Source organism: Pseudoalteromonas sp. SG41-1 (assembly GCF_014164575.1).
Taxonomy (GTDB): Bacteria; Pseudomonadota; Gammaproteobacteria; order Enterobacterales; family Alteromonadaceae; genus Pseudoalteromonas; species Pseudoalteromonas rhizosphaerae.
The window spans coordinates 49,022-70,142 of record NZ_JACJFL010000001.1; the positions used below are offsets into that span (position 1 = coordinate 49,022).

Genomic DNA, 21,121 nt, shown 5'->3' on the forward strand with positions numbered 1-21,121 from the left:
CATAAATTGCGGCTTTGTAGTTGATTTTTTTTGTGGTAGCGTAGCGTTAAACCACCAAAAAAGCGACGGAAAAGACGTCAATTTGATGGCTTTGTTAAATGCGGACTCCCCACCCAACTAGGCTTATTAATATAGTGGTAGTGGAACAGCAAACCAGTAATACCACCGGCCAAATTCCAATATAGATTCTCTAGCGAGGTGGAAAACCCAAAGCAAAAGAATGTAACAGTAAGACCTAGCAAAAATGCCGTGTAATAGTTGGCAAGCTTATATTTAGTGAGTACAACGTAAATTGGCCCAGCAACAACTGTTGCTATAACGCATGAAAAAATAGCTGTAATAAAGTAAAACAGTATAGCTCCACCAATTGCGCCACCTATAAAATCCCACCCACCAGCCAAGAACGATGCAACCATACCAATAAAGACCACCACGCTACCCAAGAACGAGGAATAAATGGCGCTGGTAAAAATATTAGCGATGATTTTCTTCATAGGCATTTAACAACTTTGTCTACGACATTTGTCGTTTTATAAACCGACAAATGTCCATATATACATTGCATTTATCTTAGCCCTCAAATAAACACCTGTAAACAGCTAGTTAACTTCAGGTCATACTTCATAAATGCAGAAATACCCCAAAATGGTGGTGATCAGTAATATTGGACAAAACATCAAGAACTGTATAAATAAACAGTATCGCTAAATATGCCATTTTTTTGCTTATAAAACATTCAGCTCACTGGCTGGTAATTTAGCTCGGTGGTTTTAATTTTTGCTGCTGTTGATTATGATGAGCGCACACCCTGCCTTTTTAAATCCATTAAGGTTTTTTCAGTCATTTTATTAAGGATTATCTCATGTCTAGCTATAATGAATCTCCAGAGCAAATTGCACAGGCCACTGAAGGCTATGTGATGCAGCAAACTATGTTGCGTATTAAAGATCCAAAACCGTCGCTGGCATTTTATGAAAACGTATTGGGCATGAAACTATTAGGAAAGTATGACTTTCCTGGTATGGAGTTTACTTTGTACTTTTTAGGCTACGAACAAGACATGCCAAAGGGTGATGATAAAGAAAAAACCCAGTGGGTGTTTCGCCGCCCTGCACTCATTGAGCTTACCCATAACTGGGGCACTGAAAACGACGACAGCTTTAGCGGTTATCATAGTGGTAATGAAGAACCAAAAGGCTTTGGCCATATTGGTATTAGTGTGCCTGATGTATATGCAGCGTGCGAGCGCTTTGCTAAGTACGATGTGGAGTTTGTAAAACAGCCAGATGGCGGCTCAATGAAAGGCCTTGCCTTTATTAAAGACCCAGACGGTTACTGGATTGAAATACTCTCGCCGGAGGGCATTACTGAGATTATTCAATCGCAATAAAAACCATTAAAAATAAAAAAGCCTGCAAATGCAGGCTTTTTGTTTACAAGTACTGTGAAAAACTTGAATTTTTTTAACGACGTAGTGCGTCTATTCGTGCGTCAAGCGGTGGGTGAGATGAAAACAACTCAGCCATGCCTTTACCACTGGCAATACCAAAGGCCATCATTGAGCCTTCTAATTGCGATGGGTGGTTTTGCTTTAATCGCTCAAGGGCTGAACGCATTTTATCTGCGCCTACCAACTGAGCTGCGCCGTTATCGGCTGCAAATTCACGTTTTCGGCTGTAATGGGCAACCACTATGCTTGCCAATACACCAAATAATACTTGGAATAACATATCGAATAAGAAGTAAGTCCAGCTGCTGCCGCCCTCTTCTTCATCGCTATTGATAAAGTTATCTACAATGCCAGCCAGCACTTTCGCGGCAAAAATAACAAAAGTATTAACCACACCTTGAATAAGCGTTAGCGTTACCATGTCGCCATTAGCAACATGCGATACTTCGTGCGCCAGTACGGCTTCTGCTTGATCTTGGCTCATGTTATGTAATAAACCCGTACTTACCGCCACCAACGAATTATTTTTACTTGGGCCGGTTGCAAAGGCGTTCATTTCTGGGCTGTCGTAAATCGCCACTTCTGGCATGTTAATGCCAGCTTTTTTAGCTTGAGCAGCCACAGTGTTTACCAGCCATTGTTCGGTTTCGGTACGAGGTTGGGTGATCACTTGCGCACCGGTTGATTTTTTTGCGATCCATTTCGACATAAATAACGAAATAAACGATCCACCAAAACCAAATACAGTCGCAATTAGTAAAATTCCGCCAAGGCTACGATGGCTTAAGCCCAGCGCACTCATTATGATTGAAAGCACCACACCTAATACCAACATAACCGCGAGGTTAGTTAATAAAAACAAAAATACACGTTTCATACGAGTTCTCCAAAAATAACATTTATTGCTGAGCGATTTACTATGTTTGATCGGCTTTGAGCAATCACTGCGTTATGACACACTATGTCATAACGTCAGCGCTATTCTGTGACAAACTATGTCACAACACAAGGGTTATTTATGGATTTATTGATAATTTTTCAAGCAGGGTTTTATAAATTTGTAATTTAGGGGTTTGCTCTGTGTATGGGCTAATGGCAAGCAGTGGAAATGGTAAACGTGTTTTCAGTGAATCTAGGTTTGCTTGGTATTCATCCATAGTGGCATCAACTTGGTTAGCAATCCAGCCAATGCAATTAACACCCATACTTTGCATATGTGCTGCCGTGAGTAATGCATGATTTATACAGCCTAGTTTCATCCCGACCACTAATATTACTGGCAGTTGCTCTGCTTTTACCCAGTCGTATAAATACTCGTTATTATTAATAGGTAAAGCCCAACCACCCGCGCCTTCTGTTAACAGGTAATCTGCGCCTTGTTGCTTAACATGTTGATAAGCCATGCTCAGCTTTTCTACTGTTATGTTTATACCCGCTTGCTCTGCAGCTATGTGGGGAGCTATTGGCGGCGCAAATGCAAATGGGTTAATTATGTCGTATTTAGCGCTGACTGTGGCACTTTCCATTAGCATTAGCGCATCGGCGTTTACGAGCTGCTCAAACGCCATTTCACACCCAGAGGCAATCGGCTTAAAACCTATTGCGCGCTTTTTATGTTGTGCGAGTAACTTTAGCAGCAAACTGGTTACATGAGTTTTACCGGCGTCGGTATCGGTACCGGTAATAAAAAACTGGTTCATGGCATGGCCTTATTATTTTTACTGGGCTTTTTCTAATGATAACAATACTACATGGTAAGATACATGGGCTTTATTGTTTACAAGCGGATAGGCATCACAGACTTTTTTTAGTGCTGATTTAGTTAATAAACCACGACGACTTGTTGCATGATTTTGTGTGGTGGCACCAATGGCTTTAATCGATTTTATAGCCGCTAATGCACTGCTGTGCTGATCGGTATAGATGACTTTTTTTGATGCGTTGATCTTAAACCCGGCCTTTTCGACCGATTGGTTTATATTATTATGGCTTGCAAACTGATTAATATGATTATGTGAATCAAGCACTGCAAAGGCGGTTTTTATTTCGTTTAATGACCCTGCAACAACCGTACTAATATAGGCTTGCCCGCCTGGTTTTAATGCTTGGTAAAGCGAGTGCATTAAGATTTCAAAATTAGCAGACCACTGCAGCGCAAAATTACTAAATAGCACATCAATACTGTTAGCTTGCAGCGGTAAGTTATCCATATCGGCGCACAGTTTAGGGGTGTTTAAATTACTGCTTTTTAGCATGTTAAAACTTAAATCTATGGCAACAACTTGGCCAAATAATGCCTTTAAAGCCTGACTATTTACAAGCGGCCCTGCGCCTAGGTCAACACAGAGCTTTTTAGGGTTTGCACTAATAAGTTTAAATAAATCATTTGCCGCTTGTTTTTGCACATTGGCATGCTGGCTGTAACTATTTGCTGCTTTTGAAAAGTTATGCGCTGTGGTTTTTTTTAAAGCCTGAGTAGCTAAATACACTGTAGTGGGGCTAAGTGGCTTAGTTTTAATTGCCTGCGGGCTTATCATGAAATGACCTTTTGTAAACTACCAACGAGCTGTTTTATATCGTCATGGGTGTGGGCTGCACTTAAGGTAATACGCAAACGCGAGGTATTGTGTAAAATAGTTGGCGGGCGAATAGCCGTTAGCCAAATGCCCTGCTGCTTTAGTTGCTCACTGGCTTTTAACGTTTGCTCGGCGCAGCCTAAAACAATCGGTTGAATCGCGGTGTTTGATTCCATTAACGCAATGTGCTGCTCTTTTGCTAGGCGTTTAAACAGCGCAATATTAGCGTTTAATTTGGCTCGCCTGTCGTTGGCGTCTCTTATGCTTTTAATACGTGCCAAAGTATGAGCGGCAATAAACGGTGACATAGCGGTTGAGTAGGTATAATCACGATTAAACTGCAGCATGTAATCTATAAAATGCCGCGAACCTAATACGCACGCCCCGCTACTAGCAACCGCTTTACCAAAGGTGATCACTAAAATATCGGGCAAGGTGTCCGCTGTAATTAAGGCTTCACAACTGCCAAGCCCCGATTTTCCTAAAACACCAAAACCATGGGCGTCGTCTATCATTAACCAGGCGTTATGCTGCTTTGCTAAGGTAAATAGCGCTTTAATTGGCGCGGTATCACCATCCATGGAGAACACACCTTCAGACACGATGAGCTTATTGCGCGCTTTTGATTTTTCTAGCCGTGAGCGTAAATGGTTTATATCGTTATGGTTAAAGCGTATTAAAGCTGCGTTGGCGTGTAATGCGCCATCAATTAAACTAGCGTGATTGAGTTTATCTTGAAAAATAGCACTGTGTTGCGCTGTCGCTTTATCTTGAAACAAGGCTTTAATAACACTACTATTTGCACTAAAGCCCGAATTAAACAACATGCCTGCCTCATAACCCAAAGCACTACATAAAGCATGCTCAAGCGCTTGCTGTGGTTGTTGATAACCCGTCACTAGTGCTGAGCTGTGGCTACCTAATAATGGCGCGCTGGTTAACTCCACCGGCGAATCGCCAAACCCTAAGTAATCGTTACTCGCAAAGTTAAGGTAGGTTTTATCATTAACCGTAATAGTGCGCGCTGTTGCGCTTTGCACTACATAGCGTTTACGCAAGAGCTGTTGTGCTTTGCGTTCATCTAAATGGGTGTTTATAAATTCAAATGACATAAATGCTTTAACCTGCAACGCGATACTTCAAACCATTACCATAGTACTAAGCGCTTTACGCTTCGTAAAACATCTCAGAGGTTGCTTTATCTGCGACCGCTGACGATAACGATGCAGCATAGGCCTCGTCTGAATAATCGTGGCGTGTTTCTGGGTTCATACCGAGCTTTTTGATCAAGTTCATATCAGCGTCAGCTTCAGGGTTTTCTGTGGTTAATAGTTTATCACCATAAAATATAGAGTTAGCACCGGCAAAAAAGCACATTGACTGCATTTGTTCGTTCATTGCTGTGCGCCCTGCCGATAAACGTACGTAGCTATGCGGCATCATAATACGTGCTGTGGCAATGGTACGAATAAACTCAAACTGATCTAAGTCATCAACATTTTCAAGCGGTGTTCCTTTTACCTTTACTAGCATATTAATTGGCACGCTTTCGGGCTGCTGGGGTAAATTAGCCAACTGCATTAATAAGCCATAGCGGTCGCTTGCTTGCTCACCCATACCGACAATACCGCCGGAGCAGACTTTCATACCAGCGTCTCGCACATTACCAATGGTGTCTAAACGATCTTGGAATGTCCGAGTTGATATAATTTGCTCATAGTATTCAGGTGAGGTGTCTAGGTTGTGGTTATAGTAATCAAGGCCAGCATCACGCAGTTCATGGGCTTTTTCGTTATTTAACATGCCTAAAGTCATACAGGTTTCAAGGCCAAGGGCTTTTACTTCTTTTACCATTTGCGAAATGTATGGCATGTCTCTGTCTTTTGGATCTGACCATGCAGCCCCCATACAAAAACGGGTGGCGCCTTTTTGTTTTGCTAACCGCGCTTGCTCTACCACTTTTTCTACTTCTATTAGGCGCTCGCGTTCTAAATCAGTTTTGTAATGCCCCGATTGCGGGCAATATTTACAGTCTTCTGGGCATGCACCGGTTTTAATAGATAACAACGTAGAAATTTGTACTTCGTTTGGATTAAAATTAGCGCGATGCACAGAGGCGGCTTTAAATAATAAATCGTTAAATGGCATTTCAAATAAGGCTTTCACCTCACTGTGGGTCCAATCGTGTCGAACTGTTGCAAGCTCCATAATACTCTCTTTTATTTTTTGCTCTTGGTGTTATTGGCTTAGAATACGTATTGCCGTACCATTGTCAACGAAGCCCACTTAGTTAAAGTTTACATATGAACAAAAAACAAACGATAGACCTTGATTTTGATCGTCAGCACATTTGGCACCCCTACACATCAATGACTCAACCTATTCCGGTTTACCCCGTTACTCATGCAAATCACAACCTTATTCACTTAGAAACGGGCGAACAACTTATTGACGGTATGGCCTCTTGGTGGAGTGCTATTCATGGTTATGGTCATCCAGTATTGAAAAATGCAGTGATTGAGCAAGTAGATAAAATGAGCCATGTAATGTTTGGTGGCATAACCCACCAGCCAGCAGTAGAGCTTTGTAAAAAGCTGGTTGCAATAACCCCGAGTAAGTTGCAAAAAGTATTTTTAGCCGACAGCGGCTCGGTAAGTGTTGAAGTGGCGATAAAAATGGCTTTGCAATATTGGCTTAGTCAAGGAGTAACCAGCAAACAAAAACTGATGACGCCGCTAAAGGGTTACCATGGCGATACCTTTGCAGCAATGAGCGTATGTGATCCTATTAATTCAATGCACTCTTTATACCAAGGCTTTTTACCTGAGCATGTATTTGTGCCTGCACCAAAGACTCAGTTTGGACAACAGTTCGATAAACTAGAAGCACACCACCTTGCACAGTATTTCGAAGAACATCATCAGCATGTTGCAGCTTTTATCATCGAGCCAATTGTACAAAATGCAGGGGGAATGAACTTCTATCATCCTGAGTATTTAAGAACCGTGCGTGAACTATGCGATCGTTACGGCGTATTATTAATTTGTGATGAAATAGCCACAGGGTTTGGCCGCACAGGTAAGCTATTTGCCGTAGAACATGCTGATATTGAGCCAGATATTTTATGCATAGGTAAAGCACTCACAGGTGGCATGATGACGTTATCTGCAACATTAACCACAGATAAAATTGCCATTGGTATCAGCGAAGGTGAAGCTGGGGTATTAATGCATGGCCCAACATTTATGGGCAATCCATTGGCCTGCGCAGTGGCTTGTGCGAGTATTGATTTATTACTTGAGCAAGACTGGCAAGCACAAATAGCCCACCTAAACGATGCGCTGCAAGCATTACACCGTTGTAATGATCTTGAGCATGTTGTTGATGTAAGAACGTTAGGAGCAATTGGTGTGGTTGAACTCGATACTGTTATCGATGTAGCAAAGATACAAGCTTTCTTTGTTAGTAAAAATGTATGGATCCGCCCTTTTGGTAAGCTTATCTATTTAATGCCACCGTATATTAGTTGTTCAGGCGATATCACCACATTAGCTAACGCCATTTACGCCGCAATTGCCGGAAAACATTATTAGCATATCATCAAGACCCCAAATAATTACCCAACCTAATCGTAATTTGGGTAATTATTACCACTCAAACATATAAGCCATTTTGCTGATCATTTTCAGTGGAATGTTATGGCTATTACGTTTGGCGTACAGGTGTTGCATTGATTTGTCTTTTACTTCACCCACAATCACTTCTTTAACTTGGTAGCCTAGTGCAACAGCGGCTTGGCTATAAGCAATAAATTCCCATTTCTTGATGTTAGTATTATCAACAATAATAAGTGGGATTTCTTGCGCTAACGCATTTATAAAACGAGCTAAATTTAAATTGTGGTATTGCGACAGTTTGAACTTATCAAACTGATACTCCCCTTGCTCATTATAAAAATAATCATCGGTCGAACAAATTAAGTATTGGCTTTGATCGCCCGCTACCATTTCATCGGCTAGGTTTTGCGCATAATAAGACTTACCACACCCTGGTAAACCACGTAAAATAAAGACTTGTTTCATAATACCTATATGTTTAGCAAGTTAGTTTAAATATCGTAATTGCATATAATGCCACAAAACCCGTTTTTATCGCAGTGAAAATCGCCTTTAAATTTTGATCTAAGTTGTTTCTTATCACAAAGAATTAAAGTTCTAGGTTTTAAACGACAAAAAACCACAAAAATGCAAAAGAATAAGCAAAGAGTTACTTTTGAATGTTTTTTTATTTTACATTCAAAGGTAAGATACACCGTTCAAGTGCAATAGCGCACATATTAATGTAGGCAACTTATATCATTGGAGTGAAGATGAGCCACTTAGCGATTTCAGAGCTATTAAAAGGCAAGGTTGCGGTAGACAGCCAAGTAACAATTAAAGGCTGGATCCGTACACGCCGCGATTCAAAAGCAGGAATTTCATTTTTAGCCGTTCATGACGGTTCGTGTTTTGATCCTATTCAAGCGGTAGTACCTAATTCACTAAATAATTATGATGAAGTTACTAGCCTAACAGCCGGTTGCTCTGTGTCAGTTACTGGTGTTTTAGTACAATCAGCAGGCCAAGGTCAATCTTTCGAAATTCAAGCAAATAGCGTACAGGTACTTGGTTGGGTAGAAAACCCAGACTCATACCCAATGTCGGCAAAACGCCACAGCATTGAGTATTTACGTGAGCACGCTCACCTTCGCCCACGTACCAATATGATTGGTGCGGTAACACGTGTACGTAACTGTTTAGCGCAAGCTATTCACCGTTTCTACCATGAGCAGGGTTATTACTGGATCAGCACCCCTATCATCACCGCAAGTGACTGTGAAGGTGCAGGCGAAATGTTCCGCGTATCAACGCTTGATATGCAAAACTTGCCACGTACAGATAAAGGCGATGTTGATTACAGCGAAGACTTCTTCGGTAAAGAAGCATTCCTTACTGTATCAGGTCAGTTAAATGGTGAGACTTACGCCTCAGCGATGTCAAAAATTTATACTTTTGGCCCGACTTTCCGTGCAGAGAATTCAAATACTTCTCGCCACTTGGCAGAGTTTTGGATGGTCGAGCCAGAAGTTGCGTTTGCCGATTTAGAAGATATCGCCAAACTTGCTGAAAACATGCTGAAGTATGTGTTCAAAGCGGTTCTTGAAGAACGTCGTGATGATATGGAGTTTTTTGCGCAACGTGTTGAGAAAACAGCTATCACGCGCCTAGAAGAATTTGTTGAGAAAGATTTTGCACAAGTTGATTACACTGATGCAGTAGAAATTCTTAAAAGCTGTGGTAAGAAATTTGAATACGCCGTTGAATGGGGTGTTGACTTACAATCTGAGCACGAGCGTTACTTAGCAGAAGAGCACTTTAAAGCACCAGTGGTTATTAAAAACTACCCACGAGACATTAAAGCATTCTACATGCGCCAAAATGAAGACGGCAAAACCGTTGCTGCAATGGACGTTGTAGCACCAGGTATTGGCGAGATCATTGGTGGTTCACAGCGTGAAGAACGTCTTGATGTACTTGATGCACGTTTAGAAGAAATGGGCTTAAACAAAGAAGACTACAGTTGGTATCGCGACCTACGTAAATACGGCACTGTACCACACTCAGGTTTTGGCCTAGGTTTTGAACGTTTAGTTGCCTATGTAACGGGTATGGGCAACGTACGTGACGTAATCGCCTTCCCTCGTACCAAAGGCAGTGCAACTTACTAAAATGAGTTGATGCTCATTACTGCAATAGATTACTGCAAAAGCCAACCTTAGGGTTGGCTTTTTTTTTGCTAAGTCAATCAGTCGACTTCCCTATTAGACCTTTTATTAATTGATTTTCTGTGCTTTATATTTAAGACTGAAAATTACAACTCAACAAAGGTCAATGGAATGAATTTAAAATCGCTATGCTATACACTCTTCGCTGTCAGTATTGGTTTTCTATATTACTTCGAGCAACTATCGATAGTCGCGGCGCTAATCATTGCAATTTTTACTGCTCTATTCGCTTTTACAGCCAAGTTAACTGACAAAAAACCAAACCCTGCGTCAGACATTAATAAACAGCCCCAACTCAGCAATGTTGCTCAAAACATCACAGTGGCAACCTCTCAAAATGCAATTGGTGCAGCAGAAGTCGGATTCTATGTAGATAGCCTAACTAAAGAAATTGATGGTTGTTACAGTGAAAGCGAATCGGTTAGCGCTGCAACACAGGCGTTATCCCATAACAGTAGTGAACTCACTAATAGTATCACCATCGTAAATGCAGCAATGTTGCAAACATCTCAGGCATCAACATCAGCAGAGCAACGCTTGCAAATAGCCACACAACAAATTGATTCGTTGTCTAACTCAATTACTAACGTCGCAAGTAAGTTAGATTTATTATTAAAAAGTGCAACTGATATTCAAAGCATTACCCAAGTTATTCAAACCATTGCTGAGCAAACTAATTTACTGGCATTAAATGCCGCCATAGAAGCAGCACGAGCGGGTGAACAAGGCAGAGGCTTTGCTGTAGTTGCCGATGAAGTACGTAATCTTGCCAATAAAACCAATCAAGCCACTAAACAAATTGCACAGATGCTAACTGAGATCAATACTAATAGCGTGCAAACAAATGATGATATGAAACAGGTTTCTTTACAAAGTGATGAAGTGAAAACCGAACTCGAAAATGTTACCCAAGCATTTTTAACAATAAATCATGATATTACAGACTCATCATCAACCTTAGAAAACATGCAGCAAGCAGTATCTGCTTTTCAACAAGCAACCACACAAATAAATACCTCTGTATCAAGTATCAGCCATTTGCTAGCTGAAATAGCAACCAAAGGTAACTCAATTTCATCACAAGCAGCTATGTTATCGATAGGATCTGAAACCATCTTTAGAGAGCTCAGTAAAGTTGAACACAATGCCTTTTTCAAGCCTATACTCAAGGCAGCAACAACGGCAAGCAATGCAATCGCGGTAAAATTTAATGAGTTGCTAGAAACGAAGCAATTAACTGAAAAGCAGTTGTTCTCACAAGAATATCAAGCAATTAAAAATACTAACCCCACAAAATATACAACACCATACGATACTTTAACCGATAAAATTTTACCGCCAATTCAAGAGCCTATCCTTGAAAATGACAAAATTCTTTTTGCTGGTGCCGTAGACAAAAAAGGTTACTTCCCTACCCACAATAAGCGCTACAGCCAGCCATTAACTGGCAATTACCAACAAGATTTAGTGAATAACCGCACTAAACGTATTTTCAACGATGCCACCGGCAGCCGCTGTGGTAGCCACACTGAGAGCTTTTTATTGCAAACCTATAAACGTGATACCGGTGAGATTTTACATGACCTATCAGTACCCATTTATGTAAATGGCAAACACTGGGGCGGTTTTAGAATTGGGTTTAAAAGTAACTAAAAAGAAGCTATCAGCTATCAGCTATCAGCTATCAGCCATTATTAACCGCCGTTTTGGTGCAAAATACCAAGCCTTGAATTTTGCTATTTTAATTACTTGTTTACAAAAGTAATTATTGGTGGAATTATCAGAATATGTAATAGATGCCGTTTTGGGGTTTATAAACCATCAAAATGGTGTTTAATAAGCTGTTAGACCTATGTGCGTACTTGGCAACAGTTAAAAATCAAGGAGATTAAATGATTGGATCAATTTGGGGTAAATGGGATTTACACATTCACTCTCCATATACTCATCAGGCTAATGAATATGGGGCTTCTACTATAGATGAGTTTGTTGACAAAATAATCTCTTCAAAACTTAGCCTAACCGGGATTACCAATTACTTTTTCTTTAAAGATAATGAATTAGGTGAAATCAGAGAAAAGTTTCAAGAGAAAGGCGTTGAACATACAGTCCTAGGAAACCTAGAATTTCGTATTGATCAACAAAATAAGGATGGTGAGTGGATTAACGTTCATTGTATATTTTCGGAAAATATTAGCACCCAGCAGATAAACAGCATTTTATCCACACTTCCCATCTCCAATACAACTTCTGACGGTAAGCATATCTATTGCTCCCAACAGTCTTTTACTGAATCCCAAACTAAAACATCTGAAGCGTTTGTAAAATTTGATTCATTGATAGCTCATCTAAATAATAACTTAAAGTTCGGAGTTGATTTTTTAATAGCTGCTTGCCCAAATGGTTATGGTGGCTTTAGACCTGATATGAAGGAAGGGAGGTCTCTAGCTGTTGCACTAGAAATAGAGAAACGGTGCCAAATTATCTTAGGCCGACCTCAAGACAGGAACTTTTTCCTTAAAGAGGATAGATATCCATCTGCAAAACAAAAACCGGTATTTCATGCTTCAGATGCTCACAAGTTGGAAGATATCGGAACAATGTACTCTTGGGTTAAGGCTAAACCAACCTTTGAAGGCTTAAGGCAATCTATTATTGAGCCAGATTTGAGAGTTCAGCAAACTGACGACTTTGTCGAAAACACATACATAAAGCCTTGGTTTAAATCAGTTGAGTTAGGTGGAAAGGTATTTGCTGGAGAGGATATTAACTTTTTTAGTCAAACTATCCCATTAAATCCAAACCTAGTCACAATAGTGGGCGGTAGAGGGACAGGTAAAAGTCTTTTTTTAGATGCGATGCATTCAAGATTCAATCATCAATCTGAGCACTCAAATGCACGAAGAGTAAGTGGAGAAAGCCTTTGCGTTGAACTAGATCAAGGTGATGGAACAGTTTTAAAGTTCGATTCATCGGCAAATACCTACTCCTATTTGCATGTTTCACAAGGAGATGTGCAACACTTTAGCCAAAAGCCTGATGACCTAAGTGGCGAAATTAAAAGAATGTTAGGAATTCATGGTGTGGAATTTGATTCTGTTACCAGTTCTGAAATATCAAATAACCTGAGTAAATATCGCACGTTCGTTGAATATTGGGAAGATGTTGACTCTCAAAATCAGCGTGTTAATACGCAACAATATCAACAAAGCGTTATCGACAATAATACTCAGTTAATTGGAACACTTACCAATCCACAAAATAAGCTGTTAATTGAACAGTATCAAAAGAACTCAAAGAATATTAACGAAAAAAATAACTTCATTGACGAAGCAAGAAGCACTTTAGCTCTTTTGAATCGGCACGCAATAGAAATAAATCAAAAAATTACACTCTTAAATACCAATCTATGCTCAACCAATCAAGCGCCATTGATTGATGATTCTTTGATTAAATATCCTATTAGCAAAAATATTGATATATGCAATAAAGAAATAGAAGCACTAACAGAATCAAATAGTGAAATAGCAAGCCAGTTTAGACAACAAGGTATCAATCAAGATATATCATCCTTGTTAAGCAAAGTGACTGAATATCAAAAATCTATTGATCTGGCGTCATCAAAATTAGATGAGATAAACCAAAAGACGATGGATTATCAAGCGTTTGTTAAAGAGCGTGGTGAACTTGCATTAAAGTACAAAGAGTACATTGATTACCAAAAAGACAATATAGATCAGGCCTTTCAAAATCTTAAGATAAAACAGCCCAATTGGAATGATGAGCAAAATGAATTAGTGCAGGAGATTCTTTCAGACATACATATTAATGGTCGTGTCGTATTTAATGTAAATCATTTCTACAGTGGAATTGAAGAATGCCTAAATCGTGGAAAGTTTAGAAGCACAAGTGAAAAATCGACATTTGAACGGTTGAAAGAAACATTTTGCGTAAGATCAATTGATGACTTTTTTAAACTGCTTTCCGGGGAAAATATTATCAACTGTGATGGAGCTCCTACAAGTATTGAAGAGTTCTTTTGGAAGCCTGAGTTCTTTAATAAGGGAGGACGATTTGAGTTGTTAAATTACCTCTACTCACCTTCAAATATTAGAAGATATCTTTATGCTAATGCAGATTTCCAGTACAAAGGTAAAATAGTAAATAAATTATCTGTAGGGCAAAGGGGTACATTCTACGTTTGTTTAAAATTAGCAACAGACCCGTTCGGTAGTCCATTTGTATTTGATCAGCCAGAGGATGACTTAGATAATGAATTTATTATGTCACAGCTGGTTCCCCTTTTTAGGAAAATTAAGAAATACCGACAAGTTATTATAGTTACTCATAATGCAAATTTGGTGGTAAATACCGATGCTGAACAAATTATTATCGCTGATAACCAAGGTGAGAGTATCCGCTACACTTCAGGTTCTGTTGAAGACGGTAATGTTAAAGAAAACATAGGGATAAGAGCAGAGATTTGTAATATTTTGGAAGGTGGGAGTTATGCTTTCGAGAAGAGAGAGCGTAAATATGGTATTCAAGAATTGGCCTAATCGGGTAGCCGGAGATCTCCTCCAGCTCCCACACCACTCATCATGCACTTTTTATTAACAGAAAGTGCAATGGGCGGTTCATCTTCCGTAATGAATATTGATTCAAATATCTCTCAATGACACTAAACCTTGTAAAGCTAAGTAGTTATTGTCTAGCGCAATGTTTATTCCTGCAAAAATGTCGATAGTTGATCAAAACGAACTAAAAAGGACAGGCATGTTTTAAATTTTGCCTTACATCAAAAATCGTCTTTGGAATTACTAATCCCCCAGCATTTATGCACTATCAAATTCACCATTCGATGATTATTAAAAATTTTACATTCTTGGATAGGATATTAAGCTGCAGAGCAAGGCTTGGCTAAAGACGTATGCTTTTTTGATGAGATTGTTTTTCAATTACTTGACGAACTTAGTGCTAACCTACCCCTTTGTACCATTTTACATCGTTGGTTGACGCGTGCAGCTTTAACCGTTGTTTACTGCCTGCGAAATTTGAGTACTGCTGCCTAAATCGCATTATTGATTCAAGCCATTGCGCTTCTTCTATATTTAAAGTGAGTAGCACTTTTGGCATAGCTTTCTTTATATGCCCTTTTTTCTTTGGATCTATGCGACGGCCACTCCAATCAACTAATTCAATGTAATCAAGTAAGGCAAAAGGGATCGTGTTTTTGATGTGGTTACCACCAAATGATTTTAGCTGGGATGGCTGGCTCTCATGCTGAATATTTATGATAAATTGTTTAAAAAATCAATAACGTCCTCTTGTAAGTCACAATACTCATCATCATTCAAATGCAGTACATCTAAGACTTTTGATTCTATAATACCCCACTGTGGTATAGGCGAGCCTCGTCTGACCATAGTCACTAAGTTTTCAGACATTTTCAAAATAGCAAAGCAGATTTGCTCATCTGTATCTGTCACCTCAGCAAGAATAGCTGCATTGTGGTGGTTGAGGATTAACTGACATATCTCTTTTGGTAAATGCCAACTATTAGCAAAATAATAGCCAACAACTGCATGGTTTGTTTTATATAAACGCTCTTCAATCTCAATAATAGTTTCTTTGTCTGTTTGATTAGCGCAGTGTAAAGCGGTTAAATAATTATCATATTTTATTGCCATAGGAGGCACACCACAATCATGAAAAAGCCCAAGCGTATACAAGGGCTCTATGGCTATCTGTTTTTTAAGACGCTGACCTATCATCATGTTTACATTAGCAATGTCGGTTGAAGTATCCCAAAATCTTTCTAAACTAATACAGCTGTTATCGGTTGCAAACATTTCTTTTAATTTCAAGCCCTGTGCAAGCACATTGACTCCGTCCCAACCAAGAAACATCACGGCTTGTTTTATATCAGCAACAGTACGAGATAAGCCATAAGCAGGAGAATTTATTATTTTTAGTATTGCTGATGAAATTGCTAAATCTTTTACCACTACCTTAGCGGCATCAGCAATAGGCGCATCGCCAGTTGCTATTAAATTTTGTAACTCAGTTAATATTTCAGGTTTAGGAGGAATAATAAAATTTCTATTTATATCTTTCAGTATCTGTTCGTTTATCTCAATCATGTATGTTTGATCCCTGAAGGTGCTTATCATTATAAGAACAAATAGATAATTAATAGTAGAAGTTCATCGCAACTATGACAACTAAAATAGGAAGCGCTAAATGAATTACAGCCCAAATAGTTAAGCTATTACTGACAAACAAAAAAGCGCTGTATATACATACAGCACCACTTGAAGTGCTACTTTATTAATCAATTAAGCTATAAAACAAAAACGGCAAGCCGAGGCTTGCCGTTTTATTACACTTAAAAAAGGTTTACTTACAAACGAATACCGCCGTCAATCTCAACCACGCGACCGGTGAAGAAGTCGTTTTCGATAATATACTGCGCTGTGTGCGCAATTTCATCCGCTTCACCAAAGCGCCCTACGGGTGTTACTGCTAGCATACGCTGCTTGGCTTCTGGTTTCATAGCATCAGTCATATTAGTACGAATAACGCCTGGTGCAATGGCACCTACACGAATACCAAAACGGCCAAGCTCTTTTGCCCAACCTGTAGTCATCGCTACCACACCCGCTTTCGACGCAGCGTAGTTAGTTTGACCAATGTTACCTGCACGAGCAACACTCGACATATTAACTATCACGCCACCTTTACCCGATTCAATCATATGACATGCAGCTTCACGCCCCGCTAAAAACACGCCGGTTAAGTTTACATCAATCACTGACTTAAATTGATCAAGGGCCATTTTAGCAACCACTTTGCCTTCTTTGGCTTTGATAAACATACCATCGCGTAAAATACCGGCATTATTTATCAATACACCAATATGACCAAAATCTGTATTGATGGTATTAAATGTATTTACCACCGCATCTTCATCAGTCACATTGGCAACATAGGCTTTTACAGTTACACCATGTTGGCTAAGCTCAGCAACTGCATCATCTAACAACGCTTGTTGCATATCAATTAACGCAATATTAGCACCAAGCGACGCAAGTTTATGCGCCATTGCAAATCCTAAGCCTTGTGCGCCACCGGTGATCACCACGGTATTATTTTTAATTTCCACCTGTTACTCCTTCGAGAATAATTTAAATATGGCGCTAAAGTCTTCGCTGCCCGCACCTTGGTGTTGCAACATGGTATAAAGGTTTTTAGCCATTGACCCCATCGGGGTTACTGAATTACTTTGCTGCGCGGCTTCCATCGCAAGACCGAGGTCTTTAGCCATTAAATCAACCATAAAGCCTGGTTTATAATCATTACTAGCCGGGGCTGTGGCCATCACACCTGGGCAAGGATTGTAAAGCTCAAGGGTCCAGTTACGACCAGAGCTGGCGGTCATAATGTCGCTCAGCACTTTTGCGTCAAGGCCATTATTTATACCCATTTGAATTGCTTCACTGGTTCCCGCCATTAAAATACTCAATAGCATGTTATTACAAATTTTTGCGACTTGTCCTGCGCCAATATCACCTGCATGAAAGATATTTTTACCCATATCAGCAAGCACCGGTTGGGCCTTAGCAAATTGCTCATCGCCACCACCGACGATAAAGGTCAGTGTACCTGCCGTTGCACCGGCAACACCACCGGATACCGGCGCGTCAACAAAGTCGATACCATGCTCACTAAGCTCAGCGCCTACGTCGCGTGCTGATGCTGCATCAATCGTTGAACAATCAATTACTAACGTTGACTTTGCTAAAATATGTACAAGTCCGGTATCACCTAAATAAAGTGACTTAACGTGCTTACTGGCCGGTAGCATGCTGATCAATACATCAACATCCGTTGCACAATGTTTAGCATCATCCGCGGCGATCGCGCCATTTTCAGCAAGTAGATTTACGACCGATCGGTTTAAATCAAACACCTTAACCTGATGACCCGCTTTAACTAAGTTGGCAGCCATTGGGCCACCCATGTTACCTAAACCAATAAAACCAATAGAAAGTGACATAACATTATCCTTGTGTAAGTTGTTTTAGTGGATGTGAGTCGTGATCCCAACGTTGAACAAAAAAACTCTCGACTAATTCATCAGGGATCTGTTCAATCGTTTTAAACTGCCAATTAGGCGCACCGTCTTTATCAATCAGTAACGCACGAATACCTTCTTGAAACTCGCCGACTTCACCACAGCGAACCGACATACCCAGTTCCATTTGAAAGCATTCGCCTAAACTTTTTCCTTTTGAACTGGCAAGTTGACGCTCAACTAAGGCGCAACTGAGCGGGCAACCATGCTTTAATGCTTTTTGTGCTCGGATAAGCCACGTATCGTCAGTTTCTAGATTTAAGATATAATTTACTTTATCGCGTAGATCAGTAAATTCACCCAATTGTTGAATGGTGGCTAAATGCGCCTTTACATTGCCTTTTGGCATTCGCCCAGAAACATTATCAAGTTCGGTAAGTAAACTGGTCAGCTTCTCGTGATTCAATGAAGCCGTTTTACCCCACTTAATGCTGCACAATTGCTCAATCAGAGTGTCGTATTTATCCGCCTTGAGGTAGTGATCTGCCAATGCCACATACATTGTATCGTCACAATTAATAGACGCTGCAGTTAACCCCAAAAATAAGCCGACATGTTCAGGCATTTTATGCAGAAAATAACTACCGCCTACATCTGGGTATAAACCAATTGTTAGCTCAGGCATAGCTATACGTGAGTTCTCAGTTACCACACGATGACTTGCTCCGGCCATTAAGCCTAAACCGCCGCCCATCACAATACCATTACCCCAAACAAGGATCGGTTTATCATAACAATGAATGAGGTGGTCAAGGCGATATTCGTGAGCAAAGTAATCTTCTATTAGATTTGCCGGTTCACCACTGTTCATAGCATTATGCAGGCTGACTACATCACCACCGGCACAAAATGCTTTATCCCCTGCCCCTTTAAGTATCACCATCGCAACATTACTGTCAGCCGCCCATGCGTTAAGTTGCGGCGCTAATAATTTGATCATCTCAAAATTAAGTGCATTTAACGATTTAGGAGAGTTGAGCGTGGCAAAACCAATGAGTGAACCGTTTGCAGCGCTCGCAGTTTCAAACACCACGGGCGCATCTGGTGAATTTAATTGCGTTAACTCAATCATTAGCCATTCACCCAATTTGCTTTGCGTTTTTCTAGGAAGGCATTCACCCCTTCTTGTTGATCTTGTGTATCAAACAAACCAACAAATAATTCACGTTCAAGCGGTAATACATGCGCCATTGGCTGAGTGCGGCCCTTTTGGATCAGGGTTTTACAGGCACTAACAGCAACAGGACTTTGATCTGCCACTTGAGTAGCTAATTTAAGTGCCACAGCAAGACTTTCGCCTTGTGGTACCACTTCTTCAACTAAGCCGATTTGTAGGGCTTTATCTGCTTTTAGACGCTCACCACATAAGATCATACGTTTAGCCCAGCCTTCACCAACTAACCATGCTAGGTTTTGCGTGCCACCCGCACACGGTAGTAAACCTACTTTGGCTTCTGGTAGTGCCATTTGTGCTTGCTCTTCTGCAATGCGAATATCACATGCTAACGCCACTTCTAGACCACCACCCATGGCATAGCCATTGATCGCGGCAATGGATACACCTCTAAATGCAGTTAATGCTTCAAATGCGTCACCAAATACTTGCGACATAGTCGCTGCTACGCCTTTATCGCCACCAGCAAATACATTTAAATCAGCACCAGCACTGAAGAATTTTTCACCTTCACCGGTGATCACTAAGGAGTAAACATTTTTATTGTCATTGAGCTCATTTACCATATTTTTTAAGGCAATTAACGTGTCTTTAGTCCAGGTATTCGCTGGCGGATTAGACATGGTTAAAATCGCTACGTGACCTTCAATGGTTAATTCAATACTTGGGTTTGACATTTCGCGCTCCTTATAAAATATCGGCTGCTGATTCAGCTAAAATACGGCGTGCAATAATCACCCGCATGATCTCGTTAGTACCTTCAAGAATTTGATGAACGCGCACATCACGAACGTGGCGCTCCAGTGGGTATTCTTTGATATAACCATAACCACCATGAATTTGTAGTGCGTCATTACACACAGTAAAACCTACATCAGTGGCAAAACGCTTTGCCATGGCGCAATAAGTGGTTTTTTCGCTGTCATTATTATCAAGTTTAAAAGCCGCTAAACGCACCATTTGACGCGCCGCAACAAGCTCGGTATTCATATCGGCAATTTTAAATTGCAGCGCTTGAAAAGCAGCCAACGGTTTACCAAATTGTGTGCGTTCTTTTAAGTATTCACGGGCTGTTTCAAGTGCCGCTTGGGCAGTGCCAATTGAACAAGTTGCAATATTAATACGCCCGCCATCAAGGCCTTGCATTGCAAACTTAAAGCCTTCACCTTCTTGACCTAATAAATTATGAGCAGGTATGCGTACATCTTCAAAACTAATTAGTCGTGTTGGCTGCGCATTCCAGCCCATTTTTTCTTCTGCTTTACCGTATTCAACGCCTTTGGCATCAGCCGGTACTACAAACGCAGAAATACCCGCCGCACCTTCACCGCCAGTACGCGCCATAACTACTAACACTTCGGTCTCGCCTGCGCCTGAGATAAACATTTTTGAGCCATTGATCACGTAATCATCGCCATCACGAACCGCTTTTGTTTTCAATGAGGCTGCATCGGAGCCTGAACCAGGCTCTGTTAAACAATAAGAAGCTAGTAGTTCACCCATAACAAGTTGGTCACAATATTGAGCTTTTGTTTGCTCAGTACCAAAACTTGCAATCATCCAGGTCGCCATATTGTGAATGGTCAACATTGCGGTTGTAGCTGTACAACCCATCGCCAACTGTTCAAAAATAATACTTGAATCTAAGCGCGACAGGCCTAAACCGCCTGCTTCCTCTGGCGTATACAAACCACAGAAACCCAGTTCACCTGCAGCTTTAATGGTATCTTTTGGAAAAATATGTTCGCGGTCCCATTTTGCTGCATAAGGAGCCAGTGCTGATTCTGCGAATTGACGAGCTGTTTGAGCAAATGCTTGCTGATCTTCAGTTAAATTAAAGTCCATTGGAGACCTCTTGTTTATAATTGCGTTGTCAAATTAGATATTCGTGAAGAGCAACGAAGGCAATATTGTGTGTGAAATAGCCTTCGTGCCCCTCTTTTTTATTATGTGGAGTAAG

The 21,121-nt window shown here is 40.5% G+C and carries 18 protein-coding genes and 1 pseudogene; 5 read left to right on the forward strand and 14 right to left on the reverse strand.

The genetic code is table 11. The annotated features are described in order from the left end of the window. Positions 1-77 precede the first annotated feature (77 nt). Positions 78-494 carry a hypothetical protein gene (locus H5203_RS00255; protein ID WP_145233313.1) on the reverse strand — a complete coding sequence of 139 codons (417 nt, stop codon included), beginning with the start codon at positions 492-494 and terminating at the stop codon, positions 78-80. 368 nt (positions 495-862) lie between these two features. Here H5203_RS00255 and gloA point away from each other — a divergent pair, with 368 nt between their 5' ends. Continuing rightward, positions 863-1,390, forward strand: a complete 528-nt coding sequence (gene gloA / locus H5203_RS00260; protein ID WP_145233310.1) for a lactoylglutathione lyase — start codon at positions 863-865, stop codon at positions 1,388-1,390. Positions 1,391-1,463: 73 nt separating this feature from the next. Here the strand turns inward: gloA and htpX are convergent, their stop codons facing one another. The 5 genes from htpX to bioB all read right to left on the reverse strand — a co-directional run bounded on the left by htpX (position 1,464) and on the right by bioB (position 6,234). Then, positions 1,464-2,327 carry a protease HtpX gene (gene htpX, locus H5203_RS00265; RefSeq protein ID WP_064666216.1) on the reverse strand — a complete coding sequence of 288 codons (864 nt, stop codon included), beginning with the start codon at positions 2,325-2,327 and terminating at the stop codon, positions 1,464-1,466. Between the two features lie 139 nt (positions 2,328-2,466). Further along, a complete protein-coding gene (bioD, locus tag H5203_RS00270; protein WP_064666215.1) occupies positions 2,467-3,150 on the reverse strand; it encodes a dethiobiotin synthase in 684 nt (227 codons plus the stop codon). An 18-nt stretch (positions 3,151-3,168) separates the two neighbouring features. Continuing rightward, entirely contained in the window at positions 3,169-3,987 is an 819-nt protein-coding gene (locus H5203_RS00275; protein WP_182819170.1) for a methyltransferase domain-containing protein, read from the reverse strand. Next, entirely contained in the window at positions 3,984-5,138 is a 1,155-nt protein-coding gene (locus H5203_RS00280; protein WP_182819171.1) for an 8-amino-7-oxononanoate synthase, read from the reverse strand. Before H5203_RS00280 ends, H5203_RS00275 begins: the two co-directional genes overlap by 4 nt. A 55-nt stretch (positions 5,139-5,193) precedes the next feature. Then, positions 5,194-6,234 carry a biotin synthase BioB gene (gene bioB, locus H5203_RS00285; protein ID WP_145233304.1) on the reverse strand — a complete coding sequence of 347 codons (1,041 nt, stop codon included), beginning with the start codon at positions 6,232-6,234 and terminating at the stop codon, positions 5,194-5,196. A gap of 95 nt (positions 6,235-6,329) precedes the next feature. On the opposite strand from bioB, the gene bioA reads away from it, so the two are divergent. Then, a complete protein-coding gene (gene bioA, locus H5203_RS00290; RefSeq protein ID WP_145233302.1) occupies positions 6,330-7,619 on the forward strand; it encodes an adenosylmethionine--8-amino-7-oxononanoate transaminase in 1,290 nt (429 codons plus the stop codon). 54 nt (positions 7,620-7,673) lie between these two features. Here bioA and H5203_RS00295 read toward each other — a convergent pair whose 3' ends face one another. After that, a complete protein-coding gene (locus H5203_RS00295) occupies positions 7,674-8,108 on the reverse strand; it encodes an AAA family ATPase (protein WP_145233300.1) in 435 nt (144 codons plus the stop codon). Positions 8,109-8,395: 287 nt separating this feature from the next. Between H5203_RS00295 and asnS the strand changes: the two genes are divergently transcribed. The 3 genes from asnS (at position 8,396) to H5203_RS00310 (ending at position 14,409) form a co-directional block, all read left to right on the forward strand. Then, entirely contained in the window at positions 8,396-9,793 is a 1,398-nt protein-coding gene (gene asnS, locus H5203_RS00300) for an asparagine--tRNA ligase (protein ID WP_064666209.1), read from the forward strand. Between the two features lie 168 nt (positions 9,794-9,961). Then, the gene (locus H5203_RS00305) at positions 9,962-11,503 is read left to right on the forward strand and encodes a methyl-accepting chemotaxis protein (protein ID WP_145233297.1); all 1,542 of its coding nucleotides are present in this window, start codon (positions 9,962-9,964) and stop codon (positions 11,501-11,503) included. Between the two features lie 239 nt (positions 11,504-11,742). Next, positions 11,743-14,409: a TrlF family AAA-like ATPase gene (locus H5203_RS00310; RefSeq protein WP_182819172.1), complete on the forward strand. Its 2,667-nt coding sequence runs from the start codon at positions 11,743-11,745 to the stop codon at positions 14,407-14,409. 418 nt (positions 14,410-14,827) lie between these two features. Here the strand turns inward: H5203_RS00310 and H5203_RS23175 are convergent. The 7 genes and pseudogenes from H5203_RS23175 to H5203_RS00345 all read right to left on the reverse strand — a co-directional run. Then, positions 14,828-15,139: pseudogene (locus H5203_RS23175) on the reverse strand (alpha-amylase family glycosyl hydrolase); the annotation flags it as partial. A 2-nt stretch (positions 15,140-15,141) separates the two neighbouring features. Then, the gene (locus H5203_RS00320; RefSeq protein WP_145233293.1) at positions 15,142-15,993 is read right to left on the reverse strand and encodes an HDOD domain-containing protein; all 852 of its coding nucleotides are present in this window, start codon (positions 15,991-15,993) and stop codon (positions 15,142-15,144) included. 260 nt (positions 15,994-16,253) lie between these two features. After that, positions 16,254-17,015: an SDR family oxidoreductase gene (locus tag H5203_RS00325; RefSeq protein WP_145233291.1), complete on the reverse strand. Its 762-nt coding sequence runs from the start codon at positions 17,013-17,015 to the stop codon at positions 16,254-16,256. Positions 17,016-17,018: 3 nt separating this feature from the next. Then, positions 17,019-17,909, reverse strand: coding sequence for a 3-hydroxyisobutyrate dehydrogenase (gene mmsB / locus H5203_RS00330; protein WP_145233289.1), 891 nt, complete (start codon positions 17,907-17,909; stop codon positions 17,019-17,021). Between the two features lie 4 nt (positions 17,910-17,913). Further along, positions 17,914-19,059: an enoyl-CoA hydratase/isomerase family protein gene (locus H5203_RS00335; RefSeq protein WP_145233286.1), complete on the reverse strand. Its 1,146-nt coding sequence runs from the start codon at positions 19,057-19,059 to the stop codon at positions 17,914-17,916. Further along, positions 19,059-19,838: an enoyl-CoA hydratase gene (locus H5203_RS00340; RefSeq protein WP_145233284.1), complete on the reverse strand. Its 780-nt coding sequence runs from the start codon at positions 19,836-19,838 to the stop codon at positions 19,059-19,061. The genes H5203_RS00335 and H5203_RS00340 overlap by 1 nt, the downstream gene beginning before the upstream one ends. Before the next feature lie 10 nt (positions 19,839-19,848). Beyond that, the gene (locus H5203_RS00345) at positions 19,849-21,006 is read right to left on the reverse strand and encodes an acyl-CoA dehydrogenase family protein (RefSeq protein ID WP_145233281.1); all 1,158 of its coding nucleotides are present in this window, start codon (positions 21,004-21,006) and stop codon (positions 19,849-19,851) included. Between the last annotated feature and the right edge of the window lie 115 nt (positions 21,007-21,121).

Excerpts from the sequence above, each read along its gene's own strand:
- H5203_RS00255 (WP_145233313.1), bottom strand. The coding sequence starts at position 494 with ATGAAGAAAATCATCGCTAATATTTTTACCAGCGCCATTTATTCCTCG.
- gloA (WP_145233310.1), top strand. The coding sequence starts at position 863 with ATGTCTAGCTATAATGAATCTCCAGAGCAAATTGCACAGGCCACTGAA.
- htpX (WP_064666216.1), bottom strand. The coding sequence starts at position 2,327 with ATGAAACGTGTATTTTTGTTTTTATTAACTAACCTCGCGGTTATGTTG.
- bioD (WP_064666215.1), bottom strand. The coding sequence starts at position 3,150 with ATGAACCAGTTTTTTATTACCGGTACCGATACCGACGCCGGTAAAACT.
- H5203_RS00275 (WP_182819170.1), bottom strand. The coding sequence starts at position 3,987 with ATGATAAGCCCGCAGGCAATTAAAACTAAGCCACTTAGCCCCACTACA.
- H5203_RS00280 (WP_182819171.1), bottom strand. The coding sequence starts at position 5,138 with ATGTCATTTGAATTTATAAACACCCATTTAGATGAACGCAAAGCACAA.
- bioB (WP_145233304.1), bottom strand. The coding sequence starts at position 6,234 with ATGGAGCTTGCAACAGTTCGACACGATTGGACCCACAGTGAGGTGAAA.
- bioA (WP_145233302.1), top strand. The coding sequence starts at position 6,330 with ATGAACAAAAAACAAACGATAGACCTTGATTTTGATCGTCAGCACATT.
- H5203_RS00295 (WP_145233300.1), bottom strand. The coding sequence starts at position 8,108 with ATGAAACAAGTCTTTATTTTACGTGGTTTACCAGGGTGTGGTAAGTCT.
- asnS (WP_064666209.1), top strand. The coding sequence starts at position 8,396 with ATGAGCCACTTAGCGATTTCAGAGCTATTAAAAGGCAAGGTTGCGGTA.
- H5203_RS00305 (WP_145233297.1), top strand. The coding sequence starts at position 9,962 with ATGAATTTAAAATCGCTATGCTATACACTCTTCGCTGTCAGTATTGGT.
- H5203_RS00310 (WP_182819172.1), top strand. The coding sequence starts at position 11,743 with ATGATTGGATCAATTTGGGGTAAATGGGATTTACACATTCACTCTCCA.
- H5203_RS00320 (WP_145233293.1), bottom strand. The coding sequence starts at position 15,993 with ATGATTGAGATAAACGAACAGATACTGAAAGATATAAATAGAAATTTT.
- mmsB (WP_145233289.1), bottom strand. The coding sequence starts at position 17,909 with ATGTCACTTTCTATTGGTTTTATTGGTTTAGGTAACATGGGTGGCCCA.
- H5203_RS00335 (WP_145233286.1), bottom strand. The coding sequence starts at position 19,059 with ATGATTGAGTTAACGCAATTAAATTCACCAGATGCGCCCGTGGTGTTT.
- H5203_RS00340 (WP_145233284.1), bottom strand. The coding sequence starts at position 19,838 with ATGTCAAACCCAAGTATTGAATTAACCATTGAAGGTCACGTAGCGATT.
- H5203_RS00345 (WP_145233281.1), bottom strand. The coding sequence starts at position 21,006 with ATGGACTTTAATTTAACTGAAGATCAGCAAGCATTTGCTCAAACAGCT.